Annotated in this window: 13 protein-coding genes; 6 read left to right on the top strand and 7 right to left on the bottom strand. The window is 48.7% G+C overall.

Annotated elements, in window-relative coordinates:
• The first annotated feature begins 19 nt into the window (after nucleotides 1-19).
• A complete protein-coding gene (locus ACYVF1_RS17605; RefSeq protein WP_461081168.1) occupies nucleotides 20-2,974 on the top strand; it encodes a TonB-dependent receptor in 2,955 nt (984 codons plus the stop codon).
• Between the two features lie 12 nt (nucleotides 2,975-2,986).
• Nucleotides 2,987-3,493 (top strand): hypothetical protein, encoded by a 507-nt coding sequence (locus tag ACYVF1_RS17610; protein ID WP_461081170.1) that lies wholly within the window; start codon nucleotides 2,987-2,989, stop codon nucleotides 3,491-3,493.
• Nucleotides 3,494-3,560: 67 nt separating this feature from the next.
• On the opposite strand, the gene ribD is transcribed toward ACYVF1_RS17610, so the two are convergent.
• Nucleotides 3,561-4,610, bottom strand: coding sequence for a bifunctional diaminohydroxyphosphoribosylaminopyrimidine deaminase/5-amino-6-(5-phosphoribosylamino)uracil reductase RibD (gene ribD, locus ACYVF1_RS17615; protein ID WP_461081172.1), 1,050 nt, complete (start codon nucleotides 4,608-4,610; stop codon nucleotides 3,561-3,563).
• 132 nt (nucleotides 4,611-4,742) lie between these two features.
• Between ribD and prmC the strand changes: the two genes are divergently transcribed.
• The 4 genes from prmC to msrB all read left to right on the top strand — a co-directional run bounded on the left by prmC (nucleotide 4,743) and on the right by msrB (nucleotide 7,799).
• Nucleotides 4,743-5,591 carry a peptide chain release factor N(5)-glutamine methyltransferase gene (prmC, locus tag ACYVF1_RS17620; RefSeq protein WP_461081174.1) on the top strand — a complete coding sequence of 283 codons (849 nt, stop codon included), beginning with the start codon at nucleotides 4,743-4,745 and terminating at the stop codon, nucleotides 5,589-5,591.
• Between the two features lie 111 nt (nucleotides 5,592-5,702).
• The gene (locus ACYVF1_RS17625; protein ID WP_461081176.1) at nucleotides 5,703-5,993 is read left to right on the top strand and encodes a four helix bundle protein; all 291 of its coding nucleotides are present in this window, start codon (nucleotides 5,703-5,705) and stop codon (nucleotides 5,991-5,993) included.
• Nucleotides 5,994-6,216: 223 nt separating this feature from the next.
• Complete coding sequence (locus tag ACYVF1_RS17630; RefSeq protein ID WP_461081178.1) at nucleotides 6,217-7,194, top strand: AAA family ATPase; 978 nt, start codon at nucleotides 6,217-6,219, stop codon at nucleotides 7,192-7,194.
• Between the two features lie 104 nt (nucleotides 7,195-7,298).
• Nucleotides 7,299-7,799, top strand: a complete 501-nt coding sequence (gene msrB / locus ACYVF1_RS17635) for a peptide-methionine (R)-S-oxide reductase MsrB (RefSeq protein WP_461081180.1) — start codon at nucleotides 7,299-7,301, stop codon at nucleotides 7,797-7,799.
• 38 nt (nucleotides 7,800-7,837) lie between these two features.
• Here the strand turns inward: msrB and ACYVF1_RS17640 are convergent, their stop codons facing one another.
• From ACYVF1_RS17640 to ACYVF1_RS17665, 6 genes are all read right to left on the bottom strand, one after another.
• Nucleotides 7,838-8,638, bottom strand: coding sequence for an FkbM family methyltransferase (locus ACYVF1_RS17640; RefSeq protein ID WP_461081181.1), 801 nt, complete (start codon nucleotides 8,636-8,638; stop codon nucleotides 7,838-7,840).
• A 135-nt stretch (nucleotides 8,639-8,773) separates the two neighbouring features.
• On the bottom strand, nucleotides 8,774-10,306 hold the full coding sequence (locus ACYVF1_RS17645; protein ID WP_461081182.1) for an MBOAT family O-acyltransferase: 1,533 nt from the start codon (nucleotides 10,304-10,306) through the stop codon (nucleotides 8,774-8,776).
• 82 nt (nucleotides 10,307-10,388) lie between these two features.
• Nucleotides 10,389-12,140 (bottom strand): hypothetical protein, encoded by a 1,752-nt coding sequence (locus ACYVF1_RS17650; RefSeq protein WP_461081184.1) that lies wholly within the window; start codon nucleotides 12,138-12,140, stop codon nucleotides 10,389-10,391.
• A 35-nt stretch (nucleotides 12,141-12,175) separates the two neighbouring features.
• Nucleotides 12,176-12,934: a glycosyltransferase gene (locus ACYVF1_RS17655; RefSeq protein ID WP_461081186.1), complete on the bottom strand. Its 759-nt coding sequence runs from the start codon at nucleotides 12,932-12,934 to the stop codon at nucleotides 12,176-12,178.
• A 6-nt stretch (nucleotides 12,935-12,940) separates the two neighbouring features.
• Nucleotides 12,941-14,371 carry a DUF6056 family protein gene (locus ACYVF1_RS17660; protein ID WP_461081188.1) on the bottom strand — a complete coding sequence of 477 codons (1,431 nt, stop codon included), beginning with the start codon at nucleotides 14,369-14,371 and terminating at the stop codon, nucleotides 12,941-12,943.
• Between the two features lie 124 nt (nucleotides 14,372-14,495).
• On the bottom strand, nucleotides 14,496-15,440 hold the full coding sequence (locus tag ACYVF1_RS17665; RefSeq protein ID WP_461081190.1) for a DMT family transporter: 945 nt from the start codon (nucleotides 15,438-15,440) through the stop codon (nucleotides 14,496-14,498).
• Nucleotides 15,441-15,442 lie beyond the last annotated feature (2 nt).

The following is a 15,442-nucleotide window of genomic DNA, read 5'->3' on the forward strand; positions in this document are numbered from 1 at the left end:
TTAACTCCATAATACAACCATGAAAAAAAGATTACGGACTCGTAATGCGGTATTCCTATGCCTTTACTTTTGCGTATGTATAGCTTTATCGCCACTGACCGCTCTGGCACAAGCCAAAAAAATCACCGGGAAAGTCGTAACGGCTGTTAACGCTGAAGTGATCCAGGGAGTTAACGTACTGGTAAAAGGGAACTCACGCAAAGGGGCCATTACCGATGACAAAGGCATGTTTTCGCTGGAAGCATCGCCAAGTGACGTACTGGTTTTCAGCTTCATAGGCTTCAAGTCAAAGGAAATCACTGTTGGCAACGAAAGCAATTTTTCCGTATCGCTCGATGAAGACGCCACTCAGCTAACCGAGCTAATAGTAACGGGAACACGTAATACCGGACGTACCATTCTGGAAACACCGGTGCCCGTTGATGTGATTTCCATCAAAGACATGATGGGCGAACTGCCACAGATGGACCTTGCCCAGATTCTGGCTTATGTAGCGCCCAGTTTTAACGCCGTTCGGTCGCAGGGCGGTGACCTTGATTCGCACGTTGACCCGGTTCAGTTGCGGAACATGGCTCCCAATCAGATTCTGGTGTTAATCAATGGGAAACGGCGGCACACGTCGGCGCTGCTGATTACGGGAACCGCCGTGGGAAGCCCTTCTACGTCGGTCGACATGATGACAATTCCGGCTTCGGCCATCGACCGGGTCGAAATTCTGCGGGATGGAGCAGCCGCTCAGTATGGCTCCGACGCGGTGGCGGGCGTGGTGAATATCATCCTGAAAAAAGGAACGAATAAACTAACCGGTAGCCTCACGGGCGGTGGTTACCTGAACTCAGGCGGTGGCGCGGGTGACCTAACCAACAACGGCAAACCCGACGGTTTCAACTACCAGTTCGACGCCAATTACGGGTTTAAAATCGCGGAGAAAGGCTACCTCAATATTTCGGGGCAAATCACGCAAAAACGGCCTACGCTACGTCCGTTTGTAAACGACTGGGGCTTTTTCGATAATACGTACCTGAACAATCAACGTACTGATAAATACGGTCGACCAATCATCACCAACCCCGAACTCATTAACGCGCAGGTCGCTGGTAACGCATCACAAATCGCGGCCCTGAAAACCGAAACGGGCCTGATGAGTGCGCGCGGATTGACCAAAGCCGACTTCGCCGTGTATGCCGGTATGCCAGCCATTACGCTCGGGAGCGCTTTTTACAACGCAGGTTACGAAATAAGCCCAAATACAATCCTCTATAGCTTTGGTGGGGCTTCGTACAAAAATCTACAGGGTTTTTCCTGCTATTTCCGCCGTCCGGCGCAAACTGACCGTTTCAATTACCTACTGTATCCGAACGGGTTCCGTCCGCAGATGACGTCCAATACGTCCGACATTTCGAATACAGTTGGCATCAAGAGTAAGATTGGCGAATTCAGCGTTGATTTCAGTAATACGTTCGGGCAAAATTCGATGCGAATCGGAATGGTCAACACCATGAACGCATCGCTGGGCTCGAACACGCCGGTAAATATGTATCTGGGAACGCACCAGTTCAGCCAGAACTCCACCAACCTCGATTTTTCGCGCTATTTCAAGGAAATCATGGGCGGGCTGAACATCGCGTTTGGGGCTGAAATGCGGATTGAAAATTACAAGATCATGAAGGGCCAGGACGAAAGTTTCGCTTATGGCGACGCTGGTATTCTGACCGTTACGCAGCCGGGCTTATTGGTTGGGCCCGATGGCAAACCGCTGGAAGATGGCAGCAGCCAACCCATTGTTGGAGCCGACGGCAAACCCCTTTCCGTTTTTGCTGGTCAGCAGGTTACCGTGAAAAACCTGTCGTCAAATTGCCAGTGCTTTGCCGGTTTCGGGCCGAAAAACGAACGTAACGAATACCGCACCACAATGGCCGCCTATCTGGATGCCGAACTTGAACTGACCCGTAAATTTCTGGTAGCGGCCGCCGTTCGGCTGGAAAACTATTCGGATTTCGGGGGCGTATCGATTGGCAAACTGGCGCTACGTTACGCCCTGACCGACAAGCTGACGATACGTGGTTCAATTGCCAGCGGGTTCCGGGCTCCTTCGTTACAGGAACTGAACTATACGCACACGGCAACCGCTTTCGTACCCGACGCGAACGGCATTCCACAACCGCTCGATGTAACCACCTATCCGAACAATAGTACGGCCGCCCGTGTACTGGGAATCAAAGGATTGAAACAGGAAAACTCCCGCACTTATGGCTTCGGTGTTACGTATCAACCCATGCGCAGTCTTGAAATCACCGTCGATGCGTACCAGATCGATGTGGACAATCGCATTTTCCGCACCAGCTATTTCAACGCTTCGGAAGTGGGTAATAATTACGACGAGGTGATCGGCGGTGGCGAAGCGCAGTTCTTTGTCAACGGGGCTAATGTTCGGTCGCAAGGTATTGAGTTTGTTGGCAACTACACCTACAACATGCCCCGGAACAGAAGCCTGAACTTCATGCTGGCGACCATCTTCAGCAAGAACACCATTCTTACCCGGAAAACGCTGGATCTGAACGTAGCAAACCTCACGTCTGAACAGATTGTCGGAAAATACCTCAGCCGCGACGTTATCGGGCAGTTCGAAACCGGAACGCCACGTACCAAACTTATCGGGTCGGCAACGTATCGTTTCGGGAAAACAGATATCATGCTACGGGGCACGTATTTTGGATCGGTAACCGAGCGGTCGGTTTCGTCGGATGATAAAGGAAATTACTACGACCAGACATTTTCTCCACAAACCGTCGTCGACCTGAGTATTGGTTATGCACTGAGTCGGAACGTGAAAGTGTCGATTGGTGGTAGTAATATCTTTGACAAATACCCCAATATTTTACGACCAGAGAATCAGGGTTTTTACCTGTATTCCAACAATCAGCAAGGCTCTAACGGTGCCTATTACTATGGTCGTCTGATGTTCAATTTCTAATCTATTCTCCCGATGAAAAATCGCTTCAATATACTAAAATTCATACCTACGCTAGTCGTGCTTTTTTGTCTGATTATCGTTTCGACAAGCTGCGAACAACAGACGTACGAGCCTAACACGAGTGCCGCTCCGGGTGGTGGAACCGTATCTACTTACAAAGCGTATACGCTGGCTTCGGCCGATGGCAAGAACATCTATGGCCGCGTAGTTTTTTACAAATACAGCGCATCGGTAACGCTGGTTGAAGTGGGTTTATACAATACGGCCGATGGTACGTCGTATACCTCATCCATCTATCAGGGTAAACTGAACGCGGGTTCAGCAACCCCCTTGAAACCTCTCGATTCCATCAACGGTAAGACAGGTGAGTTTGCCAGCAACAAGTTCTTCACCATCAGCGAAACCGGTTTTTACGACAAGCTAGGCACCTACGACGCCAACGTAAAAATCATGGCGGGTGCTACGTTGGTAGCCAGCGGCAACATCGGCGCCAACGCCACGCCGGTAGCACAAAGTTAAAGAGCGAAAGAGTGAATGAGTGAAAGAGCGAAAGTGCGAAGGTCAATCCGGAAATTCGCTCTTTCACTCATTCACTCTTTCGCTCTTTATATATCGTCAACTCATCCTCTCCTACCATTTCACGACTTACCAGTTTTCCTCGAACACGGGGAGCCGCTATACCCTCTCCCAACATACCCCGACTGCGAAATACGTGCATTTCGTCCCAAAGCCCAGCCTCCATAAACGATTGCAACAACGTAGTACCTCCTTCCACTAGTATCGATTGAATGTTACGTTGTCGAAGAATCTCTAATGCGTATATGAGTGATTCCGTAAACTCATAGCTCACATTGTGTAACGTATCAGTTCGCCCAGTTACGCTTGCATGAAAAACGATCGTCGGTTGGGAGCCATCGAACAAATGTAGATCGGTTGGGAGTGATAGGCTTCTGTCAAAAACAATACGTATCGGGTTTTTGCCTGACCCAGAATGGATTGGCCATAAACGTACGTTCAAACGAGGGTTATCGTTACGGGCCGTGTTGGTTCCAACCATGATTGCATCTTCTTCACTCCGCCATCGGTGCACCAGTCGATGCGACAAGTCGCCACTGATTTTTACGGGCTGGCCATTTTTTCCCGCTATAAACCCATCTGATGTTTCAGCCCATTTCAGGATAATATAAGGGCGTTTTTTCTCCATGAACGTAAAGAAACGAGCGTTTAAATCACGCCCGACTTCTGCCAAAATCCCGGTTTTGACGTCTATACCTGCCGCACGAAGTTTAGCAAATCCATTTCCGGCTACCAATGGATTGGGGTCGTCGTTGCAGCAAACCACCCGTCCGATACGTTTCTCGATCAGCAAATCAGCGCAGGGTGGTTGTTTGCCATAATGCGAACACGGTTCGAGCGTTACGTAAGCAGTACTTTCGGGAAGCAAGTGCACATCGTCTGGATGCACAGCCGCAATGGCGTTACGTTCGGCATGAGCCTCGCCATAGCGCTGATGCCAGCCTTCGCCGATGATACGTGGCTCTTTGCCAGCAACTTCGTGAACAATAACGCAGCCGACCATCGGATTCGGGCTAACATGGCCCCGGCCCAGTGTTGCTAACTCGAGTGCGCGAAGCATAAATGGATTCATAGGCAGGCAAAAGTTCTGGTATTTCAGGTTCCGTGTTGGCAGACACGCTATAAACCCGAAACTTGGAGCAAAACAAACGTAAACTTCCCTATTTTTGGCAAAATTACTCGACAGAACCTGATGGCCACCGCCAAACCTTTATACGACAGACTGAGTAAAAACATTACGGCGTTTCCACCCGAGGAAGCGCGCGAAATGGCGTTTATGCTCCTCGATCATTATTTCGGCTTACGCAAGACCGACGTATTGACGGATAAGCCGCTTCCGCCCAACCGCACCGAACCCGACTGGTTCAAGATTCTGGAACGACTGAATCGACAGGAGCCTATTCAGCACGTTATCGGTACCACAATTTTCTGCGGACTGGAGTTCGAAGTGTCGCCCGACGTATTGATTCCCCGCCCCGAAACCGAGGATTTGGTACGTCTCATCATGCACGATTTCGCCGACCGCACGGACGATGTACCCATTCTGGACATTGGCACCGGTAGCGGCTGCATTGCCATTACGTTGGCACGCTTTCTGCCCCAGTCGGTCGTAACGGGCTGGGATGTATCAGACGAAGCGCTAGAACTGGCACGACGTAACGCCGAAAATCTGAAGGCTGACGTTACGTTCGAAATTCAGGACATTTTGAACGTACCAGCTGATTTTGTGCATCGTTACGATTGTGTGGTGAGCAATCCGCCCTACGTAACGCGCTCGGAAGCGGCCGATATGGACCGTAACGTACTGGATTACGAACCTGGTATAGCTTTGTTCGTCGACGACAACGACCCGCTGGTGTTTTACAAAGCTGTGGCCGATTTTTGCACGCGCCACCTGACCAAAAGTGGAGCCTGCTATGTTGAGATCAACGAACGTTTCGGTGAAGCCACCCGTCAGGTTTTCGCCGACCGAGGCTTCACGAACATCCACGTATATAAAGACATTCACGGGAAAGACCGGAGCATCCGGGCGACGTTTTGAGTGGAGTTATAGGGTTGTTGGATTATAAAGTTATAGAGTTGGCTGACGCAAGAGTGGTTTACCCGTCTTACAACTTTACAACGCTATAACCTTACAACTCTACAACATAAAATGCCCACCGTAAACCGATTGGAGGATCTCAAGTCATGGCAGAAAGCGCGTTTTCTATCTAGTAATATTCACCAAGCCACCCGCGACAAATCCTTTCTGGACGATTTGGACTTGAAACGTCAGATTCGCCGTTCGGGAGGCTCGGTAATGGATAATATAGCTGAAGGATTCGGACGGGGTAATCGAGGAGAGTTCGTTCAATTTCTTGGAATAGCAAGAGGCTCATTGACAGAAGTAAAATCGCAGTTGTCGTTCTCTGGACAATCACTACGTTACCAAAGAAAAATTTGATGAGTTATACGATCAATGCGACGTAGTAAGCCGAATGATCGACAGCTTGCTTCTTTACTTGAATAAAACTGACAACAAAGGAAGGCGCTATTCTCAGGGCTCGAATAATGAGTTGTAAAGTTGTAGGGTTATAAAGTTGTACAGTTGCGATTTCCTACCGGAACGCACGCAATGGTATAACTTTACAACTCTACAACCTTATAACTTTACAACTTAAATAAGAATGCAATCGACCACTTCATTCACCTATCATACGAAAATTCGCGACGTATTCAGCGAGATGAGCCAGGTTGTGGTTGGGCAGGAACGTCTGCTGAACCGGCTGCTCATTGGTTTATTTACGGGTGGACATATCTTGCTCGAAGGCGTTCCCGGCTTAGCTAAAACGTTGACGATTAATACGTTGGCTAAGGTTCTGGAGCTTGATTTTCAGCGCATCCAGTTTACGCCCGATCTGCTGCCCGCTGATCTGATTGGTACGATGATTTTTAATCAGAAAACCGCTGAATTTGAGGTAAAACAAGGACCTATTTTTGCGAATCTGATTCTGGCCGATGAAGTGAACCGTTCGCCAGCCAAAGTGCAGTCGGCGCTACTAGAAGCCATGCAGGAAAAGCAGGTGACCATTGGCGAAGAAACGTTCATACTCGACCGCCCGTTTCTGGTGCTGGCAACCCAGAACCCGGTTGAACAGGAAGGTACGTATCCGCTGCCCGAAGCGCAGGTCGACCGGTTTATGATGAAGGTTTTCGTTGATTACCTGAACAAAGACGAAGAATTGGAGGTGATGCGCCGAATGTCGAATATGAATTTCGATTACGAAGTTCGTCCCGTAATTGGCAAAGAAGAACTGGTAGCCATTCGGAACGAAATTAATGGCATCACCATTTCCGAAACCCTCGAACGCTACATCATCGAACTCGTTTTTGCTACTCGCCGGCCGCTGGAATACAACCTCCGCGACGAAGCCCGGTACATCCAGTTTGGCGTGTCGCCCCGCGCGACGATCTACCTGAATCTGGCCGCCAAAGCCCTCGCCTATTTCGACCGGCGCGACTACGTACTGCCGGAAGACATAAAAGAGGTAGCGCCTGACGTATTCAATCACCGGATTATGCTCAACTACGAGGCCGAAGCCGATGGCGTCACTACGTTGCAGGTGATCGATTCTATCCTGCGAAAAGTGGCCATTGGGCGGTAACGTAAAAAAGGGCGAAAGAGTGAATGAGTGAAAGAGCGAAAGATTGAACGCGTCAGCTACTTTCGCTCATTCACTCTTTCGCTCTTTAAAAATGCTCTTTAATCGTGAAACCAACCGGATTATTTCTGCTGATAGCCCTTTTAATTGTTGGCCTGCTTTGGGGTTACGGTACGTTCGTAGCCAGCCCTCGCCCACCCCACAAACGCCCTGCTGGTGCTACATCGCCGGGGGATCGACGCGTCGAAAAAAGCGATGATGAATGGCAGAAAACGCTGACACGGTCGCAGTACAACATCACTCGCGAGAGCGGCACCGAATGGCCCAACAGCAGCGAACTCACGCACGAACACCGCTCGGGAACGTATTACTGCGTCTGCTGCCGCAATCCGCTTTTTTCGTCGAAGACTAAATTTGAATCGGGAACGGGCTGGCCTAGTTTTTATGCGCCCTACGTACCAAATGCCATTTACACCGAACCCGACGGCCATCGAACCGAAGTACGCTGCTCCGTTTGCGATGCCCATTTAGGCCACGTATTTAACGACGGGCCGGAGCCAACTGGCTTACGGTATTGTGTGAATGGCGTGGCGCTTAGTTTCCAGTAAACCGTGTTCGTTACGTTGTTGGGAACTCCATCCGGGTATTAGGCCAATTGAAGCTGGCCGCTTTTCTCCTTCAGCAATTCGAATACGTCCTTCCGCAGAAACGAGCGTTTCATGGTATCGGTGGAGTGAACGAGTACGTAGCCAGCCTTCCTAAGTCTGTCGCAGGTTTTTTTGATACGCAGGTGGAAAAGTTTGTCGCTCGGATTATGAATTTCATCAAATTCAACCAGAATCAACTTGATATCCAGCTTATCTTCCAGGATGCTGTCGATAACTTTATATTCAGCTCCTTCAATCTCGATTTTCACCAAATCGACCGAAGTATGTCCTAGTTGTTGCATCAGTGCGCTCAATCGATCAACGGGTGCTTCGATATATCTACCCGATTCCTTAAACATGTAGACTGAATGCGATGGATATCCTTCCCGGATGGGTTCGTAGAATTTCAGCGTATCTTTTTTATTCCAGACCCCTATTTCTACGAACGTAACGGTATTTAATTGGTCGGCTGTGATACGATACGTAAATGGGTCTTTGCTGTGAATGGTCAGCCCACAGTTCATTCGGGTGTATTCCCTTAGCTGATTAAAATGATTGATGCCCTCCGGCATTGGGTCGAAAATGAACACTTTCGCGTCATAGAGCACTTTTAACTCAGTGTCAAACGAGATGTCATCGCCCGCGCCGATGCAGTAACAAATTGACTGGCTAGACAGGAAATCCTGGGGCACGTAATAACCATGATACGTTGACCCAATGTGTTCGGTCGGCAAATATTGTACACCCTGTTGCGGATGAATGCCTAATAACTTCTTCGCGAACTCAGTTTTGTTTCCCAAAATATACTATCTGACTATTGAGCGATTGACTTTTTCGAACCCGATACAGTATCGAGGATGCATATGAATCTTTTGACGATTTCATATACTAAAAGTCAGCTCTCAGACCGATATTTTTTAATTTTATTTTAATTTTTAAAACTGGAAGTAAATAAACTGGTTCGATGAGAAAACTCCGAACAGATAGGTAACGAAGGTAATCAGCACAAATAACGTAGCAAAACGGACCGTGCTACGTGTTGGAATAGTCAGGAAGTTTGCTTCTTTGACCAGCAGGAAAATAATTAGAAACAGGCTGAACCACATCTCCGTACTGTTCATCGGCGTATCAATTCGGTCGCTGAAAGATAACGTACCGATACGTTTCAGAATCAGGAAGGCGTCGCCCACGCTACGTGCCCGGAAGAACACCCAGGTAAGCATGATAAGCGTGAACGTAATGAGCGTATTTACAACTACCCGAACCGGCGATTTCCGGCTTTCTTTATCATGAACGGGCGAGGTAGCCATGACGGGCGACGTTCGGGAGAAACCAGCTTTGGCCAGGAGTTTATCACGTAGCACGGCCAAAACCTGATACAACCCGTTTAGTCCGCCCCAAATCACATACGTCCAGTTTGGTCCGTGCCAGAGCCCGCTTGCCAGAAACACAATGAGCATATTAATGTACTGACGCACTTCCCCTTTGCGATTACCGCCGAGGGGGATATAGAGATAATCGCGGAACCAGGTCGAGAGCGAAATGTGCCAGCGTCGCCAGAATTCCGAGATTGACTGGGAAAGATAAGGCGTACGGAAATTCTCCATCAGGTCGAAGCCCATCACCCGCGCGGCCCCAATGGCTACGTCGGAATAGCCCGAAAAATCGCAGTAAATCTGGAATGTATAAAAGAACGTAGCAGCCAGTAGCGTCAGGCCATTATGCTGGTCTGGATGACCATAAGCATGGTCGACGAGCATGGCGAGCCGGTCGGCGATGACCAGCTTCTTAAATAGCCCGAACGCCATCTGCATCAGTCCCGCTTTTACGTTTTCGGCATCGTAAGCGAAGGTCTTGTGAAACTGCCACAAAACGTTTTGCGGTCGCTCGATAGGCCCGGCCACCAGCTGCGGGTAGAACATAACGTAGAGCGCGTAAATACCAAAATGCCGCTCAGCTTTCTGATTGCCCCGGTACACTTCAATTGTATAACTCATGGCCTGAAACGTGTGAAACGAGAGGCCAATGGGCAAAATACTCATGTTGTCTTTATACGACGAAATACCGCTTTGTCCGAACACATGCAGCACTTTCACGAAAATGCGATTGACCAGCGCCGTTACGTTTTCGGCCATCTGCGGCATATTAATCGCGTCGAAAAAAGTGGCTACGTTCTCGGTGAAAAAGCCAAGGTATTTGAAGAACGCCAGTATACCCAGATTTGAAATCAGCGACAAAATCAACAGCCAACGTCGCGATTTACCACTAGATTTTTCAATCCAAATGCCCGCTACGTAGTCGATAATGATGGTCAGAAAAAGAATCAGAATATAGGCGGGCTGAAACACCATGTAGAAGTAGCAACTAGCCACCAACAGCAGTATCCATCGCCCCTGCCACTTCAGGCTGAAGTAGCTAAGCGTTACGACAATAAAAAACAGTAAAAACTGTAACGAATTAAAGAGCATTATTCTATAGTCGTCAGTCGCTAGTCAGTAGTCGTCAGTCAATTAGCGAAAAGTACTATTGACGAATGACTATCGACTTCTTTTAAAAATTCTGCGTCGGCCAGGCACCCGTTGCGGGCACGTCGACGTATTGTTTTGTCATTTGAATATCACTGTGGTCGGGATACGTATTGAACAGGCCAAGCTGGTATTTCCCGCCTTCCATCAGATAAATCGGTAGCGGTACCGAAAAACCCGGTGGCACTCGAAATGGATTTCTGCCCTGAATTTGCTTTTTCTCGGCAAACATTAGATACGTATGCTTATCCGATTTCAGAACCAGATACGTTCCTTTATTCAATCCAATCGTATAATCCGGCTGATCATTTTCGACTACGATAAAATCCGGCTGTTTTTCAACTCGAAATGATACGTTATTCGCCGTCGCTGGAATCGCCTGACTTAGTTTTGCTTCATCAGCCGTAATGGCTGGGTTCGGTATATCGTACCACTCCCGTTCGTGCATCGTATTCAGTTGTTCCGAAATGAAACGAGCCAGATTGGTATGCCGGCTCCCACCTAAACCGATATTATTATGTATCTGGTTGTACGTCAGGCCCTGCAGGTGTTTTTTTCGTTCGATAACTTTTGGCACGTACGTGAAATACGTTACTATGTTCAGTCCCAGAAACAGCAGCCAGACCATCGGCCAGAATCGCTCCCGATTTTTCTCCGACAACTGACTGAACAGCAGTACACTCGCCGTAGCCCAAAGCACCATTGCGTTCGTTCGATAGGACGTGTGCAGCACGATGCTGTAATAAATCCGCAGACGGAACACCGCTACCAGCGCAATGCAGGCCAACATAAACAGCAGACAACCAAATAGATAAACCTGAAAAAAGGACGTATTCTTTCGTGTAATAGCCGACAACAGCATCTGAATGAACCAATATACTAGCCCAATCATCAGAATTAAACCAGCAATAAAGGGCAGATAAACCCGATTTTCGAAAGCGAGTCCCGGAAACAGATCGAAAACGCTACCCGCAAAAATCAAGAAACCAGCGATGGTTTTCAGCGGGTGCTGCACGATATACGCAAATCCTTCTGCATTACCCTGCTGCACCGGATATCCCAGAAAATACAGATAGATACTCAGTGCGCCGACCATCATCCAAATACCCATACCAACCCAACGACGTTGTAACAGCAACATACCGGCGCCCGCAGGCCAAAGCAGCATCCCATTTCCCATGCTGAACGTAGCAAACGTACCCAAGGCCAATGCTCCGGCCAGATACATCGGCTGGTCAGTTGCCAGTACGAAGAACGTAATGAAAACAAGCATGATGAGCGACAGGTACTGCAAGGTGTTCATCGCCATGAATGTCAGCAGGTAATTCTGAGCCATAAACAGCAACAACGGTGCCACCATTACACCGATCAAAGCTCTACTCCCCAACCGACGGCCCGATATGGTTGAACCCGGCTGCACTTCGGCCCGACGTAGTGCGCGGTAGAGCAAATAAAAAATGACGACAAGTGAGGCATTTCCCCATAGCATCAGTCCTCCGAAATTGAGGCCACCCGTCAAAAAATACTGTCCCAGCACTACCAGCCGACCGTATACGACCCGATGTTCATTGTTGGGACGTAGCAACGCACTCATGGAATCGGTAAACGTAGTGGCCCCCAGAAACCGATCCAGAAAATAGGGAATACTTTCAAACTCGTCCAAAAACGGGATATTATAACGTAGCGCGAAAAAGTATACCCAGAAAACGGAAATGGGTAACACAATTAGCGCTATCGTAAACGGCCGAGCGGCCAGTAGTCGATATAGTTTGGTCATAAATAGCAGTTACGGTTCAAAATATCTCGTTTTAGTTAACCGCCCGACGGCCCAGCTGAAGTTTTCTTATACGTTTGATTAATTCGGTAGAGTTCATACCACATTCGAAACACATACGTCGAGCTGAGCCGCGAATCACTTTGTTCAATCCATTGTCGAAGTGGTTGTTCAACTACACGCTCAAGTAACACGGCTCGCCCATTTTGTTGAATATATCGGGCCAATAACTCTACATCAAACAGCCACGGGCTTATGAACTCCTTGGTAAACAACGCATTCACTACGTTGCTTCGAAGCAGCTTTGCTCCACATTGAGTATCATAAACGGGCAAATCCAGAATATTGCTGATGAACGTAGCAACTACCCGACCAACATAGTGCCGGAACAGAGTACGCTGAATATCAGCCCCTAAATGCTTAATGCGAGAACCTAGCACAAGGTCAATCTGAGCATTTCTGTCGAGCACTTCGACTAAATCAGCAATAGCGGTTAGTGGAGTTGCGAGGTCAGCATCAAAGTACCCCAAATAATCGAATGATTGACTTGCACAATGAAGCATCCCGGCACGTACTGCTCCCGCTTTGCCCTGATTTTCAGGAAGAATAAGTGCCTCGATACGTTCGGGTTGGCGAGCTTGTAGCTGCGTTAATACATCGCTGGTCTTATCGGCACTCCCATCGTCGACAAAGCAGAAATGCACGTTTGGCGCTTCCTGAAGATAGGCTACAAACACATCAGACGCCAATCGTGCAGCTTCATTATAGCAGGGAACAATAATACAGACAGACGACATACGAGTTTAGCGATGAGCAGTTGCGGTGAGCGTAGAATCGAGCAGGATTACTTTGTGATGGTAATAGCCTGAGTGACAGCGATTCCACCAGTGCTTTTGTTCGGTTTTGATATCTTCGATAAACAGGCTGGGCGGATAAACGCTGATCGGCGCCAGACGTAACGTATCAGCCGGAACGATCAATTGCTGGTGCCGTTCGGTCATTTCCCGGTCGAACGTAGCGGCATTACCACTGAGACAGTCTTTATATAATTGCTTGATCGACAAGCTAAACCAGATACTAGCCACAATCCAGACACCCGCCAAAGACAGCACTGCCACTGAACCAACCTGCGCGGTAGACATTTTCCCGCGACGTTCGAACCAGCCAACCCAAACGGTCAGAACGTAGAACCAGCCGAGTGTAAAGAAAATAAATAGTACGTTCATTGTCCGGGCGAAGGGCGGAATACCAATTCCGTAATAAGACGGAAATATCGTTGCGGCCAGAATCCCAATATAAACCAGTGTTACCAGACCGGCTGGCAACATAAATAACTCACGTACAGCGCTTCCCGAACGTACCAGTCGTCGGGCGATTGGCAGAAACAGTATTGAAAGAGGAAGAATAGGAGTTTTAACGAACCAGGTCACCAGCCAACGGCCCAGCCAGCCAAATGATGACACCATCGACGTAACAAGTTCGCCACTATGTGGATTGCCGCCCATCCGAATGGCATTACCCGGCGCTCGAAACAATATCCAGGCCGACACGAAAGCTACGACAACCAACCACGCCAGAAATGGATCGAACGTACGTAGAAACAGAAGTCGGTATCCGGCAATGGACAGCAGCAGTAGCAATAATAAAATCAGGTTGGTTTCGCCGGAACCGATGCTGGCAAATACCAGAAAACCCGCCCACACCGCCGTAAGCGGCTTTATTGGCCCTTTTGGCAACCGGTACCACCGACTGATAACTGTCAGCAGGAGGAGCGTCAGAATGGTTGGTACAGTATACGTAGCAATGGCAGCCATCCAGAAGAAAGCCTCAACCGTGCTTTGCATCGCCAGGATAAAGAGAAAAAACAACGTAGCAGTAGCAATCAGACGCGTTTTAAGTGTTTCGGTACGTAGCAGTTCGTTCACTAAACCGTACAACGCCAGTAACAAAGCCGTCACTATCAGAACCGGAATGAACCGATAGCCGTCGTACCAACCCCACACTAACGGACTGCCGTGTACGAGCATATTGGAGAAATAACGGCCCGTCCAGCCATCATAATAGTATTTTTGAGCCTGCCAGAAGCCATACCGCAACGTAGTATCAGCAAAGCAATAATCGTCGGCGGGCGACGGATGATTATGAAAAGAAAGCAGCACTAAAGGCACGTAGGCCAGTAAAAACAACAGAACAACGGTTACGGTCGCCAGCCGGTTTAGAAGCGGGTGTTTCATGCAATGATGGTATTGTTCGAGGTTCAAAGAGTGAAAGCGCGAAAGAATGAAAGAGCGAATGGCTGACGAAAGCTATTTTTCGCTCTTGCACTCACTCATTCTTTCACTCGTTGAATCTTGAACATTATTTCAAATCTATCTCCAAGTCGCCCCCAGTGGGCGTGGTGGTTTTAGTGGTTTGTCGATTCAGAAACGGATACGCTAACACGGCCGCCAGAATAACCAGCGTACCAAGGTAAAAGCCCGGCGTCATGCGTTCGGTATCGCCAAAAATCAAAACGGCAAGGATAATGCCATACACTGGCTCCAAATTTACGGTTAATATGGCCAGATAGGGTGAAAACTTTCTCAACAGGCGAACTCCTACCGAATAAGCGTATACCGTACACACTAGCGACAGCACCAAAAGCCAGAGCCATTGCAGCAACGTAACAGGCACGTATTGAACAATGCCGGCTGCCGATACGTCGATTTGCTGCCCCAGAATCCATAGTACAAAAGCGCCAGTTAATGCGCCCGCCATCTCATAAAACGAGATAACCAATGCATCGTAGCGGTGTGTAAATCGACTATTGATGATAGTGAACAAAGACGACATCATAGCCGACAAGACAGCCACCGACAGTCCGACCACTTTATCAAATTCGAAGCGAAAAATCACATAAAGACCCAGCAGCACCACAACACCCAGTACCACTTCAATCAGGCGAATCCGGCGACGTAGTATTATGGGTTCCAGCACACTAGCCCAGAGCGAGCTAGTCGCCATTCCTGCCAGGCAGACCGATACGTTCGACAACCGGGCCGCCAGAAAAAACAGTACCCAGTGCACGCCAATCAGTGCGCCCGTCGCCACCAAACGCCAGCGATCGTTAGGCGCTACGTCAAAACTCTGACGACGTATCAGCAGCACAGCAGCTAGCCCCAGCACCGCCAGCAACGTCCGAAATAATACAACCGCCGACGAATCGAGCGGTTCCAGTAGTTTCCCCAGAATAGCCGTAAACCCCCAAATCAGAACGATAAAGTGGAGTTGAAAGTAGTCTGTAAAGGAAGGCGAGCTTTTCATTA

It is taken from the genome of Spirosoma flavus (genome assembly GCF_054778555.1).